Source organism: Streptomyces sp. NPDC033165 (assembly GCF_055577965.1).
The window spans coordinates 367,201-383,265 of the sequence record NZ_JBVIPK010000004.1 but is presented as its reverse complement, the minus strand read 5'-3'; the positions used below and the strand labels follow the sequence as shown (position 1 = coordinate 383,265).

16 protein-coding genes are annotated in these 16,065 nt (G+C 72.3%); 8 read left to right on the top strand and 8 right to left on the bottom strand.

Going from position 1 to position 16,065, the window contains the following annotated elements; translation table 11 throughout:
• Positions 1-8 precede the first annotated feature (8 nt).
• From murC to ACZ5WC_RS12800, 3 genes are all read right to left on the bottom strand, one after another.
• A complete protein-coding gene (gene murC / locus ACZ5WC_RS12810) occupies positions 9-1,418 on the bottom strand; it encodes a UDP-N-acetylmuramate--L-alanine ligase (RefSeq protein WP_468540814.1) in 1,410 nt (469 codons plus the stop codon).
• Positions 1,419-1,494: 76 nt separating this feature from the next.
• Positions 1,495-1,947, bottom strand: a complete 453-nt coding sequence (locus ACZ5WC_RS12805; protein ID WP_468540813.1) for an indole-3-glycerol phosphate synthase — start codon at positions 1,945-1,947, stop codon at positions 1,495-1,497.
• A 161-nt stretch (positions 1,948-2,108) separates the two neighbouring features.
• Positions 2,109-2,942 (bottom strand): pyrimidine reductase family protein, encoded by an 834-nt coding sequence (locus tag ACZ5WC_RS12800; RefSeq protein WP_468540812.1) that lies wholly within the window; start codon positions 2,940-2,942, stop codon positions 2,109-2,111.
• Positions 2,943-2,979: 37 nt separating this feature from the next.
• On the opposite strand from ACZ5WC_RS12800, the gene zapE reads away from it, so the two are divergent.
• The 3 genes from zapE (at position 2,980) to ACZ5WC_RS12785 (ending at position 6,105) form a co-directional block, all read left to right on the top strand.
• Positions 2,980-4,074 (top strand): cell division protein ZapE, encoded by a 1,095-nt coding sequence (gene zapE / locus ACZ5WC_RS12795; RefSeq protein ID WP_468540811.1) that lies wholly within the window; start codon positions 2,980-2,982, stop codon positions 4,072-4,074.
• Between the two features lie 92 nt (positions 4,075-4,166).
• Positions 4,167-4,592 (top strand): OsmC family protein, encoded by a 426-nt coding sequence (locus tag ACZ5WC_RS12790; RefSeq protein WP_311122025.1) that lies wholly within the window; start codon positions 4,167-4,169, stop codon positions 4,590-4,592.
• 139 nt (positions 4,593-4,731) lie between these two features.
• Entirely contained in the window at positions 4,732-6,105 is a 1,374-nt protein-coding gene (locus tag ACZ5WC_RS12785; RefSeq protein WP_468540810.1) for an alkaline phosphatase PhoX, read from the top strand.
• Between the two features lie 97 nt (positions 6,106-6,202).
• On the opposite strand, the gene ACZ5WC_RS12780 is transcribed toward ACZ5WC_RS12785, so the two are convergent.
• The gene (locus ACZ5WC_RS12780) at positions 6,203-6,583 is read right to left on the bottom strand and encodes an STAS domain-containing protein (protein ID WP_468540809.1); all 381 of its coding nucleotides are present in this window, start codon (positions 6,581-6,583) and stop codon (positions 6,203-6,205) included.
• A 317-nt stretch (positions 6,584-6,900) separates the two neighbouring features.
• On the opposite strand from ACZ5WC_RS12780, the gene ACZ5WC_RS12775 reads away from it, so the two are divergent.
• Positions 6,901-7,746: a polysaccharide deacetylase family protein gene (locus tag ACZ5WC_RS12775; protein WP_468540808.1), complete on the top strand. Its 846-nt coding sequence runs from the start codon at positions 6,901-6,903 to the stop codon at positions 7,744-7,746.
• Here ACZ5WC_RS12775 and ACZ5WC_RS12770 read toward each other — a convergent pair.
• Together ACZ5WC_RS12770 and ACZ5WC_RS12765 are read right to left on the bottom strand one after the other, a co-directional pair.
• Positions 7,707-7,958 carry an ATP-binding cassette domain-containing protein gene (locus ACZ5WC_RS12770; protein ID WP_468540807.1) on the bottom strand — a complete coding sequence of 84 codons (252 nt, stop codon included), beginning with the start codon at positions 7,956-7,958 and terminating at the stop codon, positions 7,707-7,709. The genes ACZ5WC_RS12775 and ACZ5WC_RS12770 overlap by 40 nt on opposite strands.
• Positions 7,959-7,976: 18 nt before the next feature.
• Positions 7,977-8,651, bottom strand: coding sequence for an AIM24 family protein (locus tag ACZ5WC_RS12765; RefSeq protein ID WP_468540806.1), 675 nt, complete (start codon positions 8,649-8,651; stop codon positions 7,977-7,979).
• Positions 8,652-8,692: 41 nt separating this feature from the next.
• Here ACZ5WC_RS12765 and ACZ5WC_RS12760 point away from each other — a divergent pair, with 41 nt between their 5' ends.
• From ACZ5WC_RS12760 to ACZ5WC_RS12745, 4 genes are all read left to right on the top strand, one after another.
• Positions 8,693-9,451, top strand: a complete 759-nt coding sequence (locus ACZ5WC_RS12760; RefSeq protein ID WP_468540805.1) for a peptidyl-tRNA hydrolase — start codon at positions 8,693-8,695, stop codon at positions 9,449-9,451.
• A 238-nt stretch (positions 9,452-9,689) separates the two neighbouring features.
• Positions 9,690-10,436 carry a DUF4142 domain-containing protein gene (locus ACZ5WC_RS12755; protein ID WP_179500050.1) on the top strand — a complete coding sequence of 249 codons (747 nt, stop codon included), beginning with the start codon at positions 9,690-9,692 and terminating at the stop codon, positions 10,434-10,436.
• 116 nt (positions 10,437-10,552) lie between these two features.
• The gene (locus ACZ5WC_RS12750; RefSeq protein WP_468540804.1) at positions 10,553-11,851 is read left to right on the top strand and encodes an MbnB/TglH/ChrH family RiPP precursor modification enzyme; all 1,299 of its coding nucleotides are present in this window, start codon (positions 10,553-10,555) and stop codon (positions 11,849-11,851) included.
• Positions 11,852-12,111: 260 nt separating this feature from the next.
• Positions 12,112-13,674, top strand: a complete 1,563-nt coding sequence (locus tag ACZ5WC_RS12745; RefSeq protein ID WP_468540803.1) for an alpha/beta hydrolase — start codon at positions 12,112-12,114, stop codon at positions 13,672-13,674.
• A 155-nt stretch (positions 13,675-13,829) separates the two neighbouring features.
• On the opposite strand, the gene hemQ is transcribed toward ACZ5WC_RS12745, so the two are convergent.
• The gene (gene hemQ, locus ACZ5WC_RS12740) at positions 13,830-14,558 is read right to left on the bottom strand and encodes a hydrogen peroxide-dependent heme synthase (protein WP_468540802.1); all 729 of its coding nucleotides are present in this window, start codon (positions 14,556-14,558) and stop codon (positions 13,830-13,832) included.
• Positions 14,559-14,562: 4 nt separating this feature from the next.
• Positions 14,563-16,035: a protoporphyrinogen oxidase gene (hemG, locus tag ACZ5WC_RS12735; protein ID WP_468540801.1), complete on the bottom strand. Its 1,473-nt coding sequence runs from the start codon at positions 16,033-16,035 to the stop codon at positions 14,563-14,565.
• Positions 16,036-16,065 lie beyond the last annotated feature (30 nt).

The window sequence follows — 16,065 nt, the reverse complement described above, 5'->3', positions numbered from 1 at the left end:
CCCGCTCCTCAGCTCGACAGGTGATCGCTGGACAGGTGGTCCAGGATGCGCGGGCCGAGGTCGGTGACGTCGCCCGCTCCCATGGTGAGAACCAGATCACCGGGCTTCGCCATTCCCGCGACGGCGGCCGGGACGTCGGCCTGGTCGTGGACGGCGGTGACCTCGGCGCCCGCCGCCTTCGCCGCGTCGATGATCAGGGCACTGGTGATGCCGGGGATCGGGTCCTCGCGGGCCGGGTAGATGTCCAGGACCACGGAGGCGTCGGCCAGAGCGAGGGCCTGGCCCATCTCGACGCCCAGCTCCTGGGTGCGGGAGAACAGGTGGGGCTGGAAGACGACCAGGAGGCGGGCGTCGGCGGCCGCGCCGCGCATGGCCTCCAGGTCGGCGGTCATCTCGGTGGGGTGGTGCGCGTAGGAGTCGATGACCTGCACGCCCGCCGCCTCGCCCTTGAGCTGGAGGCGGCGCTTGACCCCGGTGTACGTGCCGAGGGCCGAGGCCAGGTTGTGTGCCGGGATGCCGAGGGCGACGCCTGCGGCGAGGGCGGCGACCGCGTTGTGGGCGTAGTGGCTGCCGGGGACGGAGACGGTGAAGGTGAGGAACTTCCCGTTGAGCAGGACCGTGACCTCGCTGGTCAGGCCGCGCGGGGTGACCTTGTGGACGCGGACGTCGGCGTCCTCGGCGGAGCCGTAGGTGACGACCTTGAGGTCGGAGAGGTCGCGGACCCGGCGGGTCAGCTCGACCGCGCCGGGCTGGTCGGCGGAGACGACCAGGGTGCCGCCGGGGACGACCTTGCCGACGAACGTCTCGAAGGAGTCGTAGATCTCGTCCATCGAGGCGTAGTTCGCATGGTGGTCCAGTTCGACGTTGAGGACGATCGCGACCTCGGGGTCGTACTTCTGGAAGCTGCGGTCGCTCTCGTCCGCCTCCGCGACGAAGATGTCCCCCTCGCCGTGGGTGGCGTTGGTGCCGGGGCCCTCCAGGTCCCCGCCGATGGCGTACGAGGGGGCCAGGCTCAGCGAGGAGAGGGCGACGGCCAGCATCGACGTCGTCGTGGTCTTGCCGTGGGTGCCCGCCACCGCGATGGCGCGCAGGCCGTTCATCAGGGAGGCCAGCGCGTCCGAGCGGTGCACCACGGGGATGGACAGCTCGTTGGCGCGCAGCAGCTCGGGGTTGTCCGCGCGGATGGCGCTGGAGACGACCACGCAGGACGCGTCGTCGGCCAGATGGTCCGCCGCGTGCCCGATGTGCACGGTCGCCCCCAGCGCCCGCAGCGATTCGGCGGTGGCGGACTCCTTGGCGTCGCTGCCCGCCACCTTCGCACCCCGCTGGGCGAGGATCTTCGCGATGCCCGACATCCCGGCGCCGCCGATGCCGATGAAGTGCGGTCGTTCCATGGCGGCGGGAATACCGGGTGCCATCGTTGAGTCCTCCGAGGTTCTGGTGAGAGTCCCACGCGGTTCCGGGTTGCCCTCCGGCACCCGCGCGGCCTTCAGCCTATTCGCTGTGCGCGAAGAGCTTGAGCACCGGGACGCCGACCTTGTGCCGGGCGCGGGAGGCCCAGTCGCGGTGGAAGAACTCCTCCACGTAGTGCGGGGCGGTCAGGACGATGACCTCGTCGGCGCCCGCCTCCTCGACCACGGTCTTGAGTTTGTCCAGGGGGTGATCCTCGACCACCTGTCCGACCGCGTCGGAACCCGCCTCGCGCAGGGCCCGTAGCGAGTACTCCAACCCGATCTCGGCCGGTTCCCGGGCCTCCTTGCCCTCCGGCTCCTCTCCCTCGCGGACCGCTTCCTTGAGCTCCCCCATCGCCACGTCGTCGATCGCGCGCAGCAGGACATCGGCCTGGTCACCGCGCGGCTGCAACAGAACGACGAACGAGATCCGCTCCTCTCCGTGAAGGGTGGTGACAAAGTCCACGTCCTCAGGAGTCAGCGGCTTCTCGATCATCAAAACGCTTGTGAACACGACAGGCGCCCTTCCGCTTCTTCGTCTCGTCGACCGCAGCATCGGCCGTCGACGGTCGTTTGCTGAAACCATCCTTCCCCGTGCTTCCACGGGGGACAGGGGTAAGTGTGCCCAGCCCGAGCTAAGCGGAACGGGAAATTCCGCTAACCGTCAGTCCGACGGTACCGAGTGAAGAGGAACCCGGCCTCTTCCAGCAACGATGTCAGGAAAAAACGTTCCGGCACGGCGACCCCGGGCCCTCCGGCGATCCGCTGAGCATCACCGGCTGTGAGCATCGGGGAGACCGTCAGGCACAGCTCGTCCAGCACGCCGCCCGCCACGAACTGGCCCAGCAGCCGGGGCCCGCCCTCGGTCAGCTGCCGGGTCAGCCCCCGGTCGGCCAGCTCGCGCACCGCCCGCGCCGGGTCCACCCGGGTGCCGTCCCCCGCGATCACGACCTCGGCGCCCGCCTTCCGGGCCGCCGCGATCCGGTCCGCCGACGCCCCCGCACCGGTCACCACGAGCGTCGGGACCAGCGGCTCGGTGAACAGGGGCAGCGAGAAGTCCAGGTCCATCGAGCCGGTCACCACCGCCACGGCCGGAGCGGGGCCCTGTCCCGCCGCCGCCCGCCGCGCCGCGAACGCCTCCCGGGCCCGGGCCGGGCGGTACCCCTCCAGGCGTACGGTCTCGGCTCCGGCGATCACCACGTCGGCCAGGGCCCGCAGCGTGCCGAAGATCCGCATGTCGGCGGCGCAGGAGATGGGCTGCGAGCGGCCGTCGTGCTGGGCGGCCCCGTCGAGGGTGGAGACCATGTTGGCGCGCAGCCAGGGAGTCCCGGCGGGGAGGTCCGCCGGGTAGGCGTAGGCGTCCGCCAGCTCGTCGAGGCTCCACTCGCGGTCGGCGAGCGGTCCGGGCTCGCGGTCGGCGAGCAGTCCGGACGGGCCCTCGCCCGTGGAGCTGCTGGTTGTCAGGTCCGTCACAGGGAACAGGCTTCGCATGGGTTGCAGTCTGGCACGGGCCTTAGGGTGGAGAGTTGTGTCGTCATCCACCGCCGTTCCGGGGCAGAGCCCCCTTGCCGAAGCGGCCCCGCTGTCCCTGTGCGCCCGCGAGCCGCACGTCCCCGCAGACCGTCTGGTCGCCGAGATGGTGCCGCCGCCGCGCTTCGACTCGGTGCGCTTCGACACGTACCTACCCGACCCGAACCAGCCCAGCCAGAGCGAGGCGGTCACGGTCCTCGCGGGCTTCGCCGCCGGACTCGGCGGGTCGCACGCGACCGGTGCCGGGCGCCGGAAGTGGTTCGGGAGCAGGAAGCCCGCGGCGCCGACCGGGCCGCGCGGGGTGTATCTGGACGGCGGCTACGGCGTCGGCAAGACCCACCTCCTCGCTTCCCTCTGGCACGCCACGCCCGCCGAGCCCTCGCTGAAGGCGTTCGGCACGTTCGTGGAGCTGACAAACCTCGTGGGTGCGCTGGGCTTCCAGCAGACCGTACGGACCCTCAGCGGGCACCGGCTGCTGTGCATCGACGAGTTCGAGCTCGACGACCCCGGCGACACGGTGCTGGTGTCCTCGCTGCTCAGCCGGCTGGTGGAGAACGGGGTCGCGCTCGCCGCGACCTCCAACACCCTGCCCGGCAAGCTCGGCGAGGGCCGGTTCGCCGCCGCCGACTTCCTGCGTGAGATCCAGGGCCTGTCCGCGCACTTCCGCCCGCTGCGCATCGACGGCGAGGACTACCGGCACCGCGGACTGCCCGAGGCCCCGCCGCCGTACACCGACGACCAGGTCACCCGGGCCGCGTACGCCACGCCGGGGGCGTCCCTCGACGACTTCCCCGGGCTGCTGGATCACCTGGCCCGGGTGCACCCGAGCCGGTACGGCGCGCTGACCGACGACATCGGCGCGGTCTGTCTGACCGGGGTGACGGCGGTGCCCGACCAGTCGACCGCGCTGCGCCTGGTGGTGCTGGCCGACCGGCTCTACGACCGGGAGGTCCCGGTGCTCGCCTCCGGGCTGCCCTTCGACCGGCTCTTCAGCGACGAGATGCTGAACGGCGGGTACCGGAAGAAGTACTTCCGCGCGATCTCCCGGCTGACGGCGCTGGCGCGGGACGCGAAGGGGCTGGTGGCGCAGTAGGTTCGGGGGCGTAACTCAGCGGGGTACGGCGCACGACGGGTCTGCCCCGCGTTGTCCCGTACAACCGCGCACACCGTTCGAAGGGATCCAGCATGGCTACCACGCGTCAGGCGCACACGGTCTGGGAAGGCAACCTGATCGAGGGCAAGGGTGTCGTCACTTTCGACTCCTCCGGCATCGGTGAGTACGACGTCTCCTGGCCGTCCCGCTCGGAGCAGGCGAACGGGAAGACGAGCCCCGAGGAGCTCATCGCGGCCGCCCACTCCAGCTGCTTCTCGATGGCGCTGTCCCACGGTCTCGCCGGGGCGGGCACCCCGGCCACCAAGCTGGAGACGAAGGCCGAGGTGACCTTCCAGCCCGGCACCGGCATCACCGGCATCCACCTCACGGTCCAGGGCGAGGTCCCCGGTCTCGACGAGGCGGACTTCCTGAAGGCGGCCGAGGACGCCAAGGCGAACTGCCCGGTCAGCCAGGCGCTGACGGGCACGACGATCACACTGTCGGCCTCCCTGGCCTGATCCGCGCGAGGCGGCGGCGGCCGACAGGGCCGTCCCAGCAGCAACACGAGGCGCGGGGGCGCGCATGGTTCCCCCGCGCCTCCGTGCGTGCTACACACGTGCGGGTCACTTCACCTGTCCGCCAACAGGGAGTTGCCTCATGACATCCGCACCTCGACACCTCGCAACACGACGACAGGTCCTGGCAGGCGGCGGCGCGGCCGCCGCGGTCGCCTTCACCGGGGCCTTCAGTGAACTCTTCGCGGGCACCGCCGCCGCCCGCGGACACGGCGGCTACGGCCCCCTGGTCCCCGATCCGGACGGCCTCCTCGATCTGCCGAAGGGGTTCCGCTACCGGGTGCTGTCCCGGGAGGGCGAGCCGCTGCGCTCCGGCGAGGGGCGGGTGCCCGGCAACCACGACGGGATGGCCGCCCTCGCGGGCCGGAACGGGCGGGTCCACCTCGTCCGCAACCACGAGAACCGGCCCACCGCCGCGATCGGCGTGCCGACCGTCGAGGGGCTGACGTACGACCCGGCGGCCAAGGGCGGCTGTACGGTCCTGGAGCTGGACGGCCGCAACAAGGTGCTGGGCGAACGCGTCGCCATCGCCGGTACGGCGGTCAACTGCGCGGGCGGCCCCACTCCTTGGCGTACCTGGCTGACCTGCGAGGAGACCGAGGACAAGGCCGGAACCAACGGGTACACCAAGGACCACGGCTTCATCTTCGAGGTGGACGGCGCCGACCCGCGCCGCACCGGGGCGATCCCCCTGACCGCGATGGGCCGCTTCCAGCACGAGGCGATCGCCGTCGACCCGAGGACGGGGATCGTGTACGAGACGGAGGACGCGTTCGACAAGCCGTTCGGGCTCTTCTACCGCTTCCTCCCCGAGAAGCCGCTCGGCGGCACCGGTTCGCTGCGGGCGGGCGGGGCGCTGGAGGCGATGCGGGTGCCCGGCGTGCCGGACCTGTCGGCCGTCCAGGAGACGGGGACGAGCTTCGACCGGATCGAGTGGGCGCCCGTACCGGATTCGCTGGCGGCCGGGACCGCGATCCGTTTCCAGGACTTCGGGCCGAAGGGCATCACGCACGCGCAGAAGCTGGAGGGCTGCTACTGGGGAGGCTCCTCCGTCTACTTCGTGTCCAGCTTCGCGCACCGGGACGAGGGCTCGGCGGCCGACCACTACGGCCAGGTCTGGCGCTACGAGCCGAGGAAGCGGCGGCTCACGCTGGTCGTGATCTTCGGCCCGGACACCGACGTCCAGCTCCCCGGGGAGTCCCCCGACAACATCTGCCTGGCCGCCGACGGCGGGCTGATGGTCTGCGAGGACGGCGGCGGCGCCCAGCACGTGCTGGGGGTGACCCGGCGGGGCGAGGTGTACCCGATGGCTCGTGGGCGGCAGAACATCGGCACGCCCGAGGAACCGGCGTGGGGCGAGTTCGCGGGGGTCGCCTTCTCGCCGGACGGCTCGACGATGTACGTGAACTGCTACACGCCGGGGACGACGTTCGCGGTGACGGGGCCGTGGTGCTGATCGGGGCGCGGCCTCTGCCGTGATCCACCGGGCCGAGCCCTCGGTACTCGCGGCGATGGGCACTCTGCTGAGAGTGCCGCCTGCGGCCTGAGGGCCCTCACCGCTCCTCGATCACGGCCACCGCGTCGAGCCCGGAGCTCCGCAGTGTCCGCCGGACGGCGCGCCGGGCCCTGTGGATCGTGAGCTCGGCGGGCTCCTCCCGCAGGGTGACGGCTCGCAGCAGGGCGTAGGCGCAGGCGAGGTCGAAGTGCGTGACGCCGCTCATGTCCAGGGTCCAGGCGGCGGCGCGGCCGAGCCGTGGGTCGTCGAGGAGTTCTTCCAGCCCGCTCAGGGATTCGGCCCCGATCTCCCCGGCCAGGACCAGTGCGGCGTGCCGGCCGTCGGCGGCGGAGACCGCCATGGTCACGGCAGGTCCGGACGGTCCGGGCCGACCGACCGGTCCGGCCGGTTCGCTCGACGGGGTGGAGGGGTGTGCCATGCCGTTGCCCTTCGCGGTCCGGTCGGAACTCCGCTGTCCTTCCATGGTCCCCCGGTAGGGGCCCCGGGCGCGCGCCCGGGGCCCCTACCGGACTGAGCCCGGCCTTCCCCGGCAGGACCTACCGCGGCTGGCCCCTCGAAGACCCCGTGGCAGAGGCGTCACACCATCTGCCCGATACACCACATTCGACTGATACACCCGGTACACCCGATCCGCGACGTGATCAGGACACGCGTCGAGGCACTGATAGCCGAGGTCAATCCACTGATATCCGATATTTTCCGTTAATGATCAGATCATCACGGAAAGTGGCTGCCATGGTGGTTGCGGGGGCGGTGCTCGGCGGCGCCGTCCTGGCCGGGTGCGCGAGCCCTGCCGACTCGCGTACCGAAGCCGCCGACTCCCCTACGGCTGCCACCGCCTCACCCCCGGTCGCCCCGAAGAAGCCGCCCACCATGGCTCCGGGCCCGGCGGGCCGCACCCCGGTCTTCGAGCGACGGCCGTCGGGCGACGGCGCGGACCGCTCGGCGGAGAAGGTCGTGGCGCTCACGTTCGACGCCGACATGACGGCCGATCAGGGCTCCCGGGCGGCGTCGGGCGAGCGCTTCGACAACCCCGAGCTGATCGCGCTGCTGCGGCGGCTGAAGGTGCCGTCGACCGTGTTCATGACCGGGCGCTGGGCCGAGGAGTACCCGGCCCAGGCCAAGGCCATCGGCACGGACCCGCTGTTCGAGATCGCCAACCACTCCTACAGCCATTACGCCTTCAGCACCCCCTGCTACGGCCTGCCGGTGGTCGAGAAGGCCGCGATGACCCGTGACGTGGAGCGCGCCTTCGCCGCGTTCCGGAAGGCGGGGGCCCGGAACGTCGTGCCCTACTTCCGCTTCCCCGGCGGCTGCTACGACGACGCCACCCTGCGCGCACTGGCCCCGGCGAAGGTGACGGCCGTGCAGTGGGACGTGGTCAGCGGCGACGCGTTCGCCACGGACGCGGACGCGGTGGCCGATCAGGTGCTGGCCGGGGTGCGTCCGGGCTCGCTCGTCGTGATGCACTGCACCCGCAGCGCGGCCCCGGCCACGGAGGCGGCGGTACGCCGGATCGTGCCGGAGCTGCGGGAGCGCGGCTACCGCTTCGTGAAGGTGTCGGAGTTGATGGAGGGGTAGGCGGCGGGGCGGAGCGGTACGACAGGTCCTTGGGCGTCCGACGCAGGCCGGGCGGTGATCCTGCTCTCGGTCGGGGTGTCGATCCCGGCGAGGAGCCGCAACAGGGTCGGCTTCCCCGTGCCGTTGGCCCCCTCGACCCGGACGAGAGCCCGCGCGGGCAGAGTGAGGCCGACCCCGCGCAGGACCCAGCGGCCGCCGTACCGATGGCCCACGTCCCGTGGCCGCCCGGGTCAGTTGGAGGTCTTCTCGGGCCTGGCCTCGCTGGGGCGCACGATGACGAAGCCCTCGCCCTGGAGCATCAGCTGGACGGCCTCGCCGGAGCCGCCGCGCACCATCGAGCCGACGCTCTGGGAGCGGTGCAGGCTGCTCGTGAGCTGCTGGCTCCAGCCGACGACCGCGTCCGTGTCCACGTACACCGGCTGGGCCGCCGTCACGGGGATCACGATGGGGGTGCCCTCGCACATCAGGCCGAGCTTGCCGTAGCCCGTGAAGACGCTGTTGAAGAGGCCGCCGCCGACCATTCCGGCGCCCTTCACCGTCTTGATCTCGTAGGAGAGTGTGGCGTCGAAGCAGAGGACGTTGCGGCCGTTGATGGTGAGCGAGTCGCCCTGGTCCATCTCCACGATGAAACAGTTGGCGGCCTCGTGCGCGAACCACGCCTCGCCCTGGCCCCGGACCGCCATGAGCGCGAGTCCCTCGCCGGTGACCGCGCGCTTGAGCAGACCGCCGATGCCCTGGCCCTTGCGCTCGAACTGGAGGTTGCCGCGGAAGGCGATCATCGACCCCTGCCGGGCGTGCATCTCCCCGTTGACGACGTACTTGATCGACTTGCTGTTCTGCAGAGTCATGCCGGGGGCGGTGGCCGGCTGGGCCATGTGCTCGCTGGAAAAGAGATCGCTCTTCATGGGGAGCATCCTCACCCGGACCTGCCCTCTCCGCCAAGCAGGTGACATCCCGGGCCTGGCAGACTGGGACGGTGATCAGCAACGACGTCCCCGCGCCCGAGAGCCCGTTCGACGACGGTCCGGCCGACCGTGACCAGGCTCGGCAGTTCGTGCTGCCGCTGGTGCTCCACCTGGAGAAGACGGACCCGCCCGCCCGCACGGACGCGCTGCGGACCGCCGCCCGCGCGGTGCTCACGATCCTCTCCGACGAGCGGTCCATCGGCGACGGGGAGTGGGCCGGGGCGATGCGGGACTGGCAGGACGCGCGCATCCGCAAGGTCGTGCGCCGGGCGCGCGGCGCGGAGTGGCGCAAGGCCGCGGCGCTGGAGGGCATCATGGTCACGGGCGAGGAAGGCGCGGAAGTACGGGTGTTCCCGCCGGTCCCGCTGGACGGCTGGCCCAAGGAGCTGGCCAAGCTCCAGGTGTCGGGCACCGAGCTGGACGACCCCGGGCCGCCCGCCGCCCCCGAACCCTCGGGCCCGGTGCTGTGGCTCAACCCCGACCTGGACATGTCGGCGGGCAAGACGATGGCCCAGGCCGGGCACGGGGCGCAGCTCGCCTGGTGGGAGCTGTCGGAGACCGAGCGCAAGGCGTGGCGCGAGGCAGGCTTCCCGCTCTCCGTGGCGACGCCCGGCCCGGAGCGCTGGCGGGAGCTGACGGTGAGCGGGCTGCCGGTGGTCCGCGACGCCGGGTTCACCGAGATCGCCCCGGGTTCCTGCACGGTGGTGGCCGACCACCCGGCGCTGCGCCGCACTGCGTAAGGGCCGCCCGGAAGTCCCGCCGTTCGCCCGGAACGCGGGGACCGGGCATGACTTTCCGGAGACGACCGGGGCCCCCGACCCGGACGGGCCGCCCGGGGCTGAGCATTTCTGCGACCACTTACGTACCTCCCGGTACTGCCGCACCGGCATTACCGCCAAGTAGCCTGCGCGGCGAGTCGGTTGGCGGTTGATTGACGCCTGATGGACGCTGTCACGCTTCGGCCCGGGAGACACCTTGTTGCGACGCATCAACGGAACGGCCCTCATCATCGCTGCGCTGGTCGCCACACTGGTCGCGATCGCGTTCCCCGTCTGGTCCTACGCGGACCGTTCGGGCACCGGCGAGGCGAACCTCAACGCCTCCAGCGTCGCCACCCAGTGGGGGCCGCTGTCCGCTACCGACCGGGACTTCCTGGTGAAGGTGCGGCTCGCCGGACTGTGGGAGCTGCCCGCGGGGCAGCAGGCGATCGAGCGGGCGCCCAGTGAGGCGACGAAGGCCGCCGGGGACCACCTCGTCGTCGGACACGCGGACCTGGACCGGCGGGCCCGGGACGTGGCGGCCAAGCTCGGGGTGGAGCTGCCCAACCAGGCGACCGAGCAGCAGCAGGCGTGGCTGCGGGAGCTGACGGCGGCGAGCGGCGACGAGTACGAGCGGAAGTTCGCCAATATCCTGCGGGCCGCCCACGGGAAGGTCTTCGGGCTGATCGCCCAGGTCCGGCACACGACCCGCAACACCCTGATCCGGCAGCTCGCGAGCGATGCGAACCAGACGGTGCTGGACCACATCACCATGCTGGAGGGCACCGGCTTCGTCGACTTCGACGCCCTGGCGCGCGAGGCGGTGAGCGGGTCGACCGCCAGCCCCTCGGGCCCGTCGATGCCCCGGGACGGACAGGCCCCCCTGGCCCCCGTACCGGCGACGCCGACCGGCGACCAGTCCTTCACCTCTCGCCCGGTGCCGCCCACGATGATGCCGATGCCATAACGGGGGCGGCGGTCCCGGAACCTCAAATCCAGCTCTGAACGTCCCCCTGGTCGGGTTCATCGCCGCTCGACGGGGCCATGACCCCTGGACAGAACGAGGTGAGCAGGGGGGACACCATGAAGCTGGGCATAGGGATCGGCTGGCGGCCGGAGATCGCCGCAGAGGTGGAGGCGCTGGAGGGGATCGACTGGGTCGAGGCGGTCGCGGAGAACCTCTGCGCCGACCACCTCCCGGACTCCCTCGTACGGCTCCGGCAGCGCGGGGTGAGGATCGTTCCGCACGGGGTGGGCCTCGGCCTGGGCGGTGCGGACCGCCCGGACCCGGCGCGCCTCGTCGGCCTCGGGGCGCGGGCCGAGCTGCTGGGGGCGCCGCTGGTGACCGAGCACATAGCGTTCGTACGGGCCGGGGGGCCGCTGACCGCGTCGCCGCGGCTGGAGGCGGGGCACCTGCTGCCGGTGCCGCGCACCTGGGACGCACTGGACGTCCTGTGCGAGAACGTGCGCATCGCGCAGGACTCGCTGCCGGTGCCGCTGGCCCTGGAGAACATCGCGGCGCTGATCACCTGGCCCGACGAGGAGCTGACCGAGGGGCAGTTCCTGGCGGAGCTGGTCGAGCGGACCGGGGTGCGGCTGCTGATCGACGTGGCCAACCTGCACACCAACCACGTCAACCTGGGCCAGGACCCGGCGAAGGCGCTGGACGAACTGCCGGTGGAGGCCATCGCGTACGTGCATGTGGCGGGCGGCGTCGAGAGGGACGGCATCTGGCACGACACGCACGCCCACCCGGTGACCGGCCCGGTCCTGGACGTCCTGGCCGAGCTGCGTTCCCGGGTCGACCCGCCGGGCGTCCTGCTGGAGCGAGACGACGCCTTTCCTCCGGGGGCCGAGCTGGCGGCTGAACTGGACGCGATCCGGGCCGCGCTGAGCACGACGACGGCTGCCGCTGCGCGGTCCGCGCCGCCCGCCGGGGCGACCCGTGACACGGTCGCCGCCGCCCCCCGTCCCAGCGTGCGCGACCGTCTCGCCGTCTCCCAGACCGCTTTGCTGTCCGCGCTCGTGGCGGGGACCCCGGCACCCGAGGGGTTCGATCACCGGCGGCTGCGGGTGCAGAGCCGGGCACTGGCCGCCAAGCGGGCCGATGTCGTCGCCAAGGTGGCGCCCGAGCTGCCGGAGATCCTCGGCGACGGCTACCGCGCCGCGTTCCTCGCGTACGCCCGGCGCCGCCCGATGTCCGGCAGTTACCGGCGCGACGCCCTGGACTTCGCGGAGCACCTGCTGACCACGGGCGCCCCCGCTGATCCCGCCGAGCGGCGCCGGCTGACGTACTGGTGGCAGGACCGGTCCGCCGCCCGGCCGCCCCGCCGCACCACCCGCCTGGTCCGGGCGGCACGTGCCGCCCTCGTGGGGAAGTAGGACAACCCGGTCCTCGACGAACCGGCCGCCGCGTCGGCCCGGTGCTCCAGCGCCGGCTGATCACGGCGGCACTGCCGGACCGTCCGCTCGGGCGGCCGCTCGGGTGCGGGCCACGGCGGCGGTGGCCCCTGAACCAGATTCCGGAGCAAGGATTCCGATCGGCCGTCGGGGGCATTCCTCCGGACACGCCGGGGCGGTGCTGGACATCACCGCCCGCACGCCCGACCATCCCCCTCCGCATCCGCAGAGAGGCCCCGCGCGTGAGAACAGCTGCGCTGTACACATCGATCGGCTCCCTGGTCCTGTCCGCCCTGACCGTCGCTCCGGCGGCCGCCTGGGAGGGTCCGGTCGACGCCGAGGCCCGGGGCACCGCGATCGCCGCCTCCCGCGCCACCGCCGCCGGGATCGACTTCGTCCCCTGCCCCGAGGAGGAGATGCTGCCGGACTCCCTGAAGTGCGGCACGGTGAAGGTGCCCCTGGACTACGCGGAGCCGGACGGGCGGCAGCTCGAACTGACCGTCAGCCGCACCCTGGCCACCGGCCCGGCGAAGGACCGGCAGGGTGCGCTGGTCTACAACCCGGGCGGCCCCGGTGCGTCCAGCGTCACCTTCCCGCTGGTCGGGGAGCTGCCCGGGTGGAAGGAGCTCGCCGAGGCCTACGACCTGGTCGGTTACGCCCCGCGCGGGGTGAACGGCTCCTCGGCCCCGCTGACCTGCCAGGACCCCTCCGCGTACACGAAGGGCCCGACGCAGGCGCCGACCCACCCCACGCAGGAGTACAAGGAGCAGCGCATCGCCCGTGCGAAGGCGTACGCGCAGGGCTGCGCACAGCACGCGGGTGAGGCGCTGCGGCACTACACCTCGCTGAACAACGCCCGTGACCTGGACGTCCTGCGGGCCGCGCTCGGCGAGCCGAGGCTGACGTTCATGGGGGCGTCCTACGGGACGTACTTCGGCGCGCTGTACGCGACGCTCTTCCCCTCCCACGTACGGCGCATGGTCTTCGACTCGGTGGTCGATCCGGACCCGGAGCAGATCTGGTACCGCTCCAACATGAACCAGTCGCTGGCCTTCGAATCGCGCTGGGAGGACTTCCGCCGCTGGGTCGCCGACCACGACGACGTGTATCACCTCGGGGCCACACCGGAGTCGGTGCAGCGGCACTACGACGAGGTGCGCGCCGAGCTCGCCGTGGAGCCCGCGGGCGGCAAGGTCGGGCCGGGCCAGCTGCACTCGGCGTTCCTGGGGGCCGGTTACTACGACGACTACTGGGCGATGCGGGCGACGGCGCTGTCGGAGTACGTCCGGGGCAACCCGGAGCCGTTGATCGCGCAGGCCTCCCCGCGCGCGGTGGCGGCCGAGGACAACGAGAACGCGCAGGCGGTGTACACGGCCGTCGAGTGCAACGACGCGCCGTGGCCCGAGGACTTCGAGGTGTGGGACCGCGACCACACGGACCTGGCGCGCATCGCGCCCTTCGAGACGTGGGACAACGCCTTCACCAACCTGCCGTGCGCCTTCTGGCCCGCGCCCCGGCAGCGGCCGCTGGAGGTCGGCACGCGGTGGGGCGAGCTGCCGCCGGTGCTGATCCTGGCGGCGGAGCGGGACGCGGCGACCCCGTACCGGGGGGCGCTGGAGCTGCGGAAGCGGCTGCCCGGTTCGTCGCTGGTGACCGAGCGGAACGCGGGTACGCACGGTGTCGGCGGGGCCGGCAACGCCTGTGTCGACGACCATCTGCGCACGTATCTGCTGACCGGCCAGGTGCCGGGGCGGGGTGCGGACTGCGCCGCGCGTCCGGAGCCGAACCCGGTGTCGCTGGACTGATCCGGCGGGCGGATACGGAGCGGGGGCCGTCGCACCGTGATCGGTGCGACGGCCCCCTGAGCCGAACCCGGTGTCGCTGGAACGGCGGGCGGCACGGTCGGTGCCTGGTGCCCGTCTTCTGATCTTCCGGGTTGGGGTGGTGCGGGACTCGCTGGTTATGCGAGCCCGGCCACCAGGTCTGCGACGCTCTTCCTGCGGCCCGTGTAGAACGGGACCTCCTCGCGCACGTGGAGCCGTGCCTCGGAGGCGCGCAGGTGGCGCATCAGGTCGACGATGCGGTAGAGCTCGTCCGCCTCGAAGGCGAGGATCCACTCGTAGTCGCCGAGCGAGAACGAGGCGACGGTGTTGGCGCGGACGTCAGGGTAGCCCCGGGCCATCTTGCCGTGGTCCGCCAGCATACGGCGGCGGTCCTCGTCGGGGAGCAGATACCAGTCGTAGGACCGGACGAAGGGGTAGACGCTGATGTAGTCGCGGGGCGTCTCGTCGGCGAGGAACGCCGGGATGTGCGACTTGTTGAACTCGGCCGGGCGGTGCAGCGCCATGTTCGACCAGACCGGGTCGAGCGCGCGGCCGAGCTTCGTGCGCCTGAAGAGGTTGTACGCGTCCTGGAGCTGGTCCGAGGTCTCGGCGTGCCACCAGATCATGAGGTCGGCGTCGGCGCGGAGACCGGAGAGGTCGTAGGTGCCGCGGACGGTGACGTCCTTGGCCGCGAGCTGGTCGAACAGCTCCTGGACCTCGTCGGCGTACCCCGCGCGGTCCAGCGGCAGCACGTCGCGCAGCTTGAAGACCGACCACAGGGTGTAGCGGATGACCTCGTTGAGGTCCTTGGCCTTCTTTCCGGCGTTCGGACTCTTGCTTGATGTCACAGTCTCAGGGGCACTCATACGGCTATTGTCCCGCCTCGCTCCCCGTGCCCCGAACCAGGGTCGGCGTGGCGATGATCTCTCTCGTGATCTCGTCGGCCGCGCGCTGGGCGCTCGCGATGCAGGCGGGGATGCCGACCCCGTCGTAGACGGCGCCGCAGACGCGCAGTGCGGGGAGGACCGCGACCTCGTCGCGAATGCGGGCGACCCGGGCGAGGTGGCCGACCGGATACTGCGGCAGGCCGCCGATCCAGCGGGTGACCTCGGTGTCGACGGGCCGGGCGGTGAGCCCGGTGGCCTCGGCGAGGTCGCGCAGGGAGACGGCGACGAGTTCTTCGTCGTCGCGGTGGATGTGGTCCTCCTCGCCGTAGCGGCCGACGGAGGTGCGGAGCACGAAGAGGTCCGGGGCGGCGTCGGCGACCCACTGCCACTTGTTGCTGGAGAAGGTGGACGCCTTGATGGTGCGGCCGTCGACCGGCGGCACCAGAAAGCCGGAACGGCCGCGCAGGGCCTCGTGCGCCTCGATGTCGGCGCGCCGGAAGGCCAGGGTGACCAGGGCCATCGAGGCGTACTCGACACCGGACAGCTCGGCGGCGGCAGCCGGGGACTCGGCGGCCAGCAGGGTCCCGGCGGACCAGGCGGGGGTGGCCAGGACGATGCCGTCGGCGGGGATCACCCGGGTGTCGGTGCGGACGGCCCAGCCCCCTTCCCTGCGGGTGAGGTCGAGGACGGGGGTCTGGGTGAGGATCTCGCCGCCCCCGGCCCGTACGGCGTCGCCGACGGCGCCCGGCAGAGTGCCGATGCCGCCCTCGATGCCCTGGAAGACCGGTCCGCTCCGCTGGAGGGCGGCGGCCCGCTCCTGGACACGGCGTACGGCCTCCAGCAGCGGGCCGCCCTCCCGCACCGCCTCGAAGAGCTGGGGTACGGCGGCGCGCATGGAGATCCGGTAGGCGTCGCCCGCGTAGACCCCGCCGAGGAGGGGTTCCACCAGCCGGTCGACGACCTCGCGGCCGAGCCGGTCGGCGACGTACGCGCCGACCGCGACGTCGTCGCCGACGGGGGTCGGGGTGAGGTCGCGCTCCTCGGCGATCCGGGCGAGCCCTTCGGGCGAGAGCACGTCGCCGAGGGCGGCCGGGTCGGCGGGGACCCCCATGACGTGGCCCTTGGGCATCGGGCGCAGCGCGTCGCGCGTCCAGAGGGACGCGGTGGCGGTGGCGGGCGGCTGGAGGCGGCCGGCGAGGCCCACCGCCTCGGCCAGGGCGACCGCTTCGGGGCGGCGGGCGAGCATCGACTCGGCCCCCAGGTCGACCTGGACGCCCGCGATCCGGCCCGTCATGAGCTTGCCGCCGAGCCGGTCCGTCGCCTCCAGGAGGGTGACGCGCAGACCGGTGGTGACCAGGCGGTGGGCGGCAGCCAGGCCGGCGATGCCGCCGCCGATGACGACGACGTGGCCCGCGGTGGTGTCCGCCCGCTGATCGGAACGCTGAGAACGCTGCATGGGTCCACTCTCTCAAACCCGTTCCGAGTC

Bases quoted from the DNA above. Each gene is read 5' to 3' on its own strand.
- murC (WP_468540814.1), bottom strand. From the start codon at position 1,418: ATGGCACCCGGTATTCCCGCCGCCATGGAACGACCGCACTTCATCGGC.
- ACZ5WC_RS12805 (WP_468540813.1), bottom strand. From the start codon at position 1,947: ATGATCGAGAAGCCGCTGACTCCTGAGGACGTGGACTTTGTCACCACC.
- ACZ5WC_RS12800 (WP_468540812.1), bottom strand. From the start codon at position 2,942: ATGCGAAGCCTGTTCCCTGTGACGGACCTGACAACCAGCAGCTCCACG.
- ACZ5WC_RS12790 (WP_311122025.1), top strand. From the start codon at position 4,167: ATGGCTACCACGCGTCAGGCGCACACGGTCTGGGAAGGCAACCTGATC.
- ACZ5WC_RS12785 (WP_468540810.1), top strand. From the start codon at position 4,732: ATGACATCCGCACCTCGACACCTCGCAACACGACGACAGGTCCTGGCA.
- ACZ5WC_RS12780 (WP_468540809.1), bottom strand. From the start codon at position 6,583: ATGGCACACCCCTCCACCCCGTCGAGCGAACCGGCCGGACCGGTCGGT.
- ACZ5WC_RS12775 (WP_468540808.1), top strand. From the start codon at position 6,901: ATGGTGGTTGCGGGGGCGGTGCTCGGCGGCGCCGTCCTGGCCGGGTGC.
- ACZ5WC_RS12765 (WP_468540806.1), bottom strand. From the start codon at position 8,651: ATGAAGAGCGATCTCTTTTCCAGCGAGCACATGGCCCAGCCGGCCACC.
- ACZ5WC_RS12750 (WP_468540804.1), top strand. From the start codon at position 10,553: ATGAAGCTGGGCATAGGGATCGGCTGGCGGCCGGAGATCGCCGCAGAG.
- hemQ (WP_468540802.1), bottom strand. From the start codon at position 14,558: ATGAGTGCCCCTGAGACTGTGACATCAAGCAAGAGTCCGAACGCCGGA.
- hemG (WP_468540801.1), bottom strand. From the start codon at position 16,035: ATGCAGCGTTCTCAGCGTTCCGATCAGCGGGCGGACACCACCGCGGGC.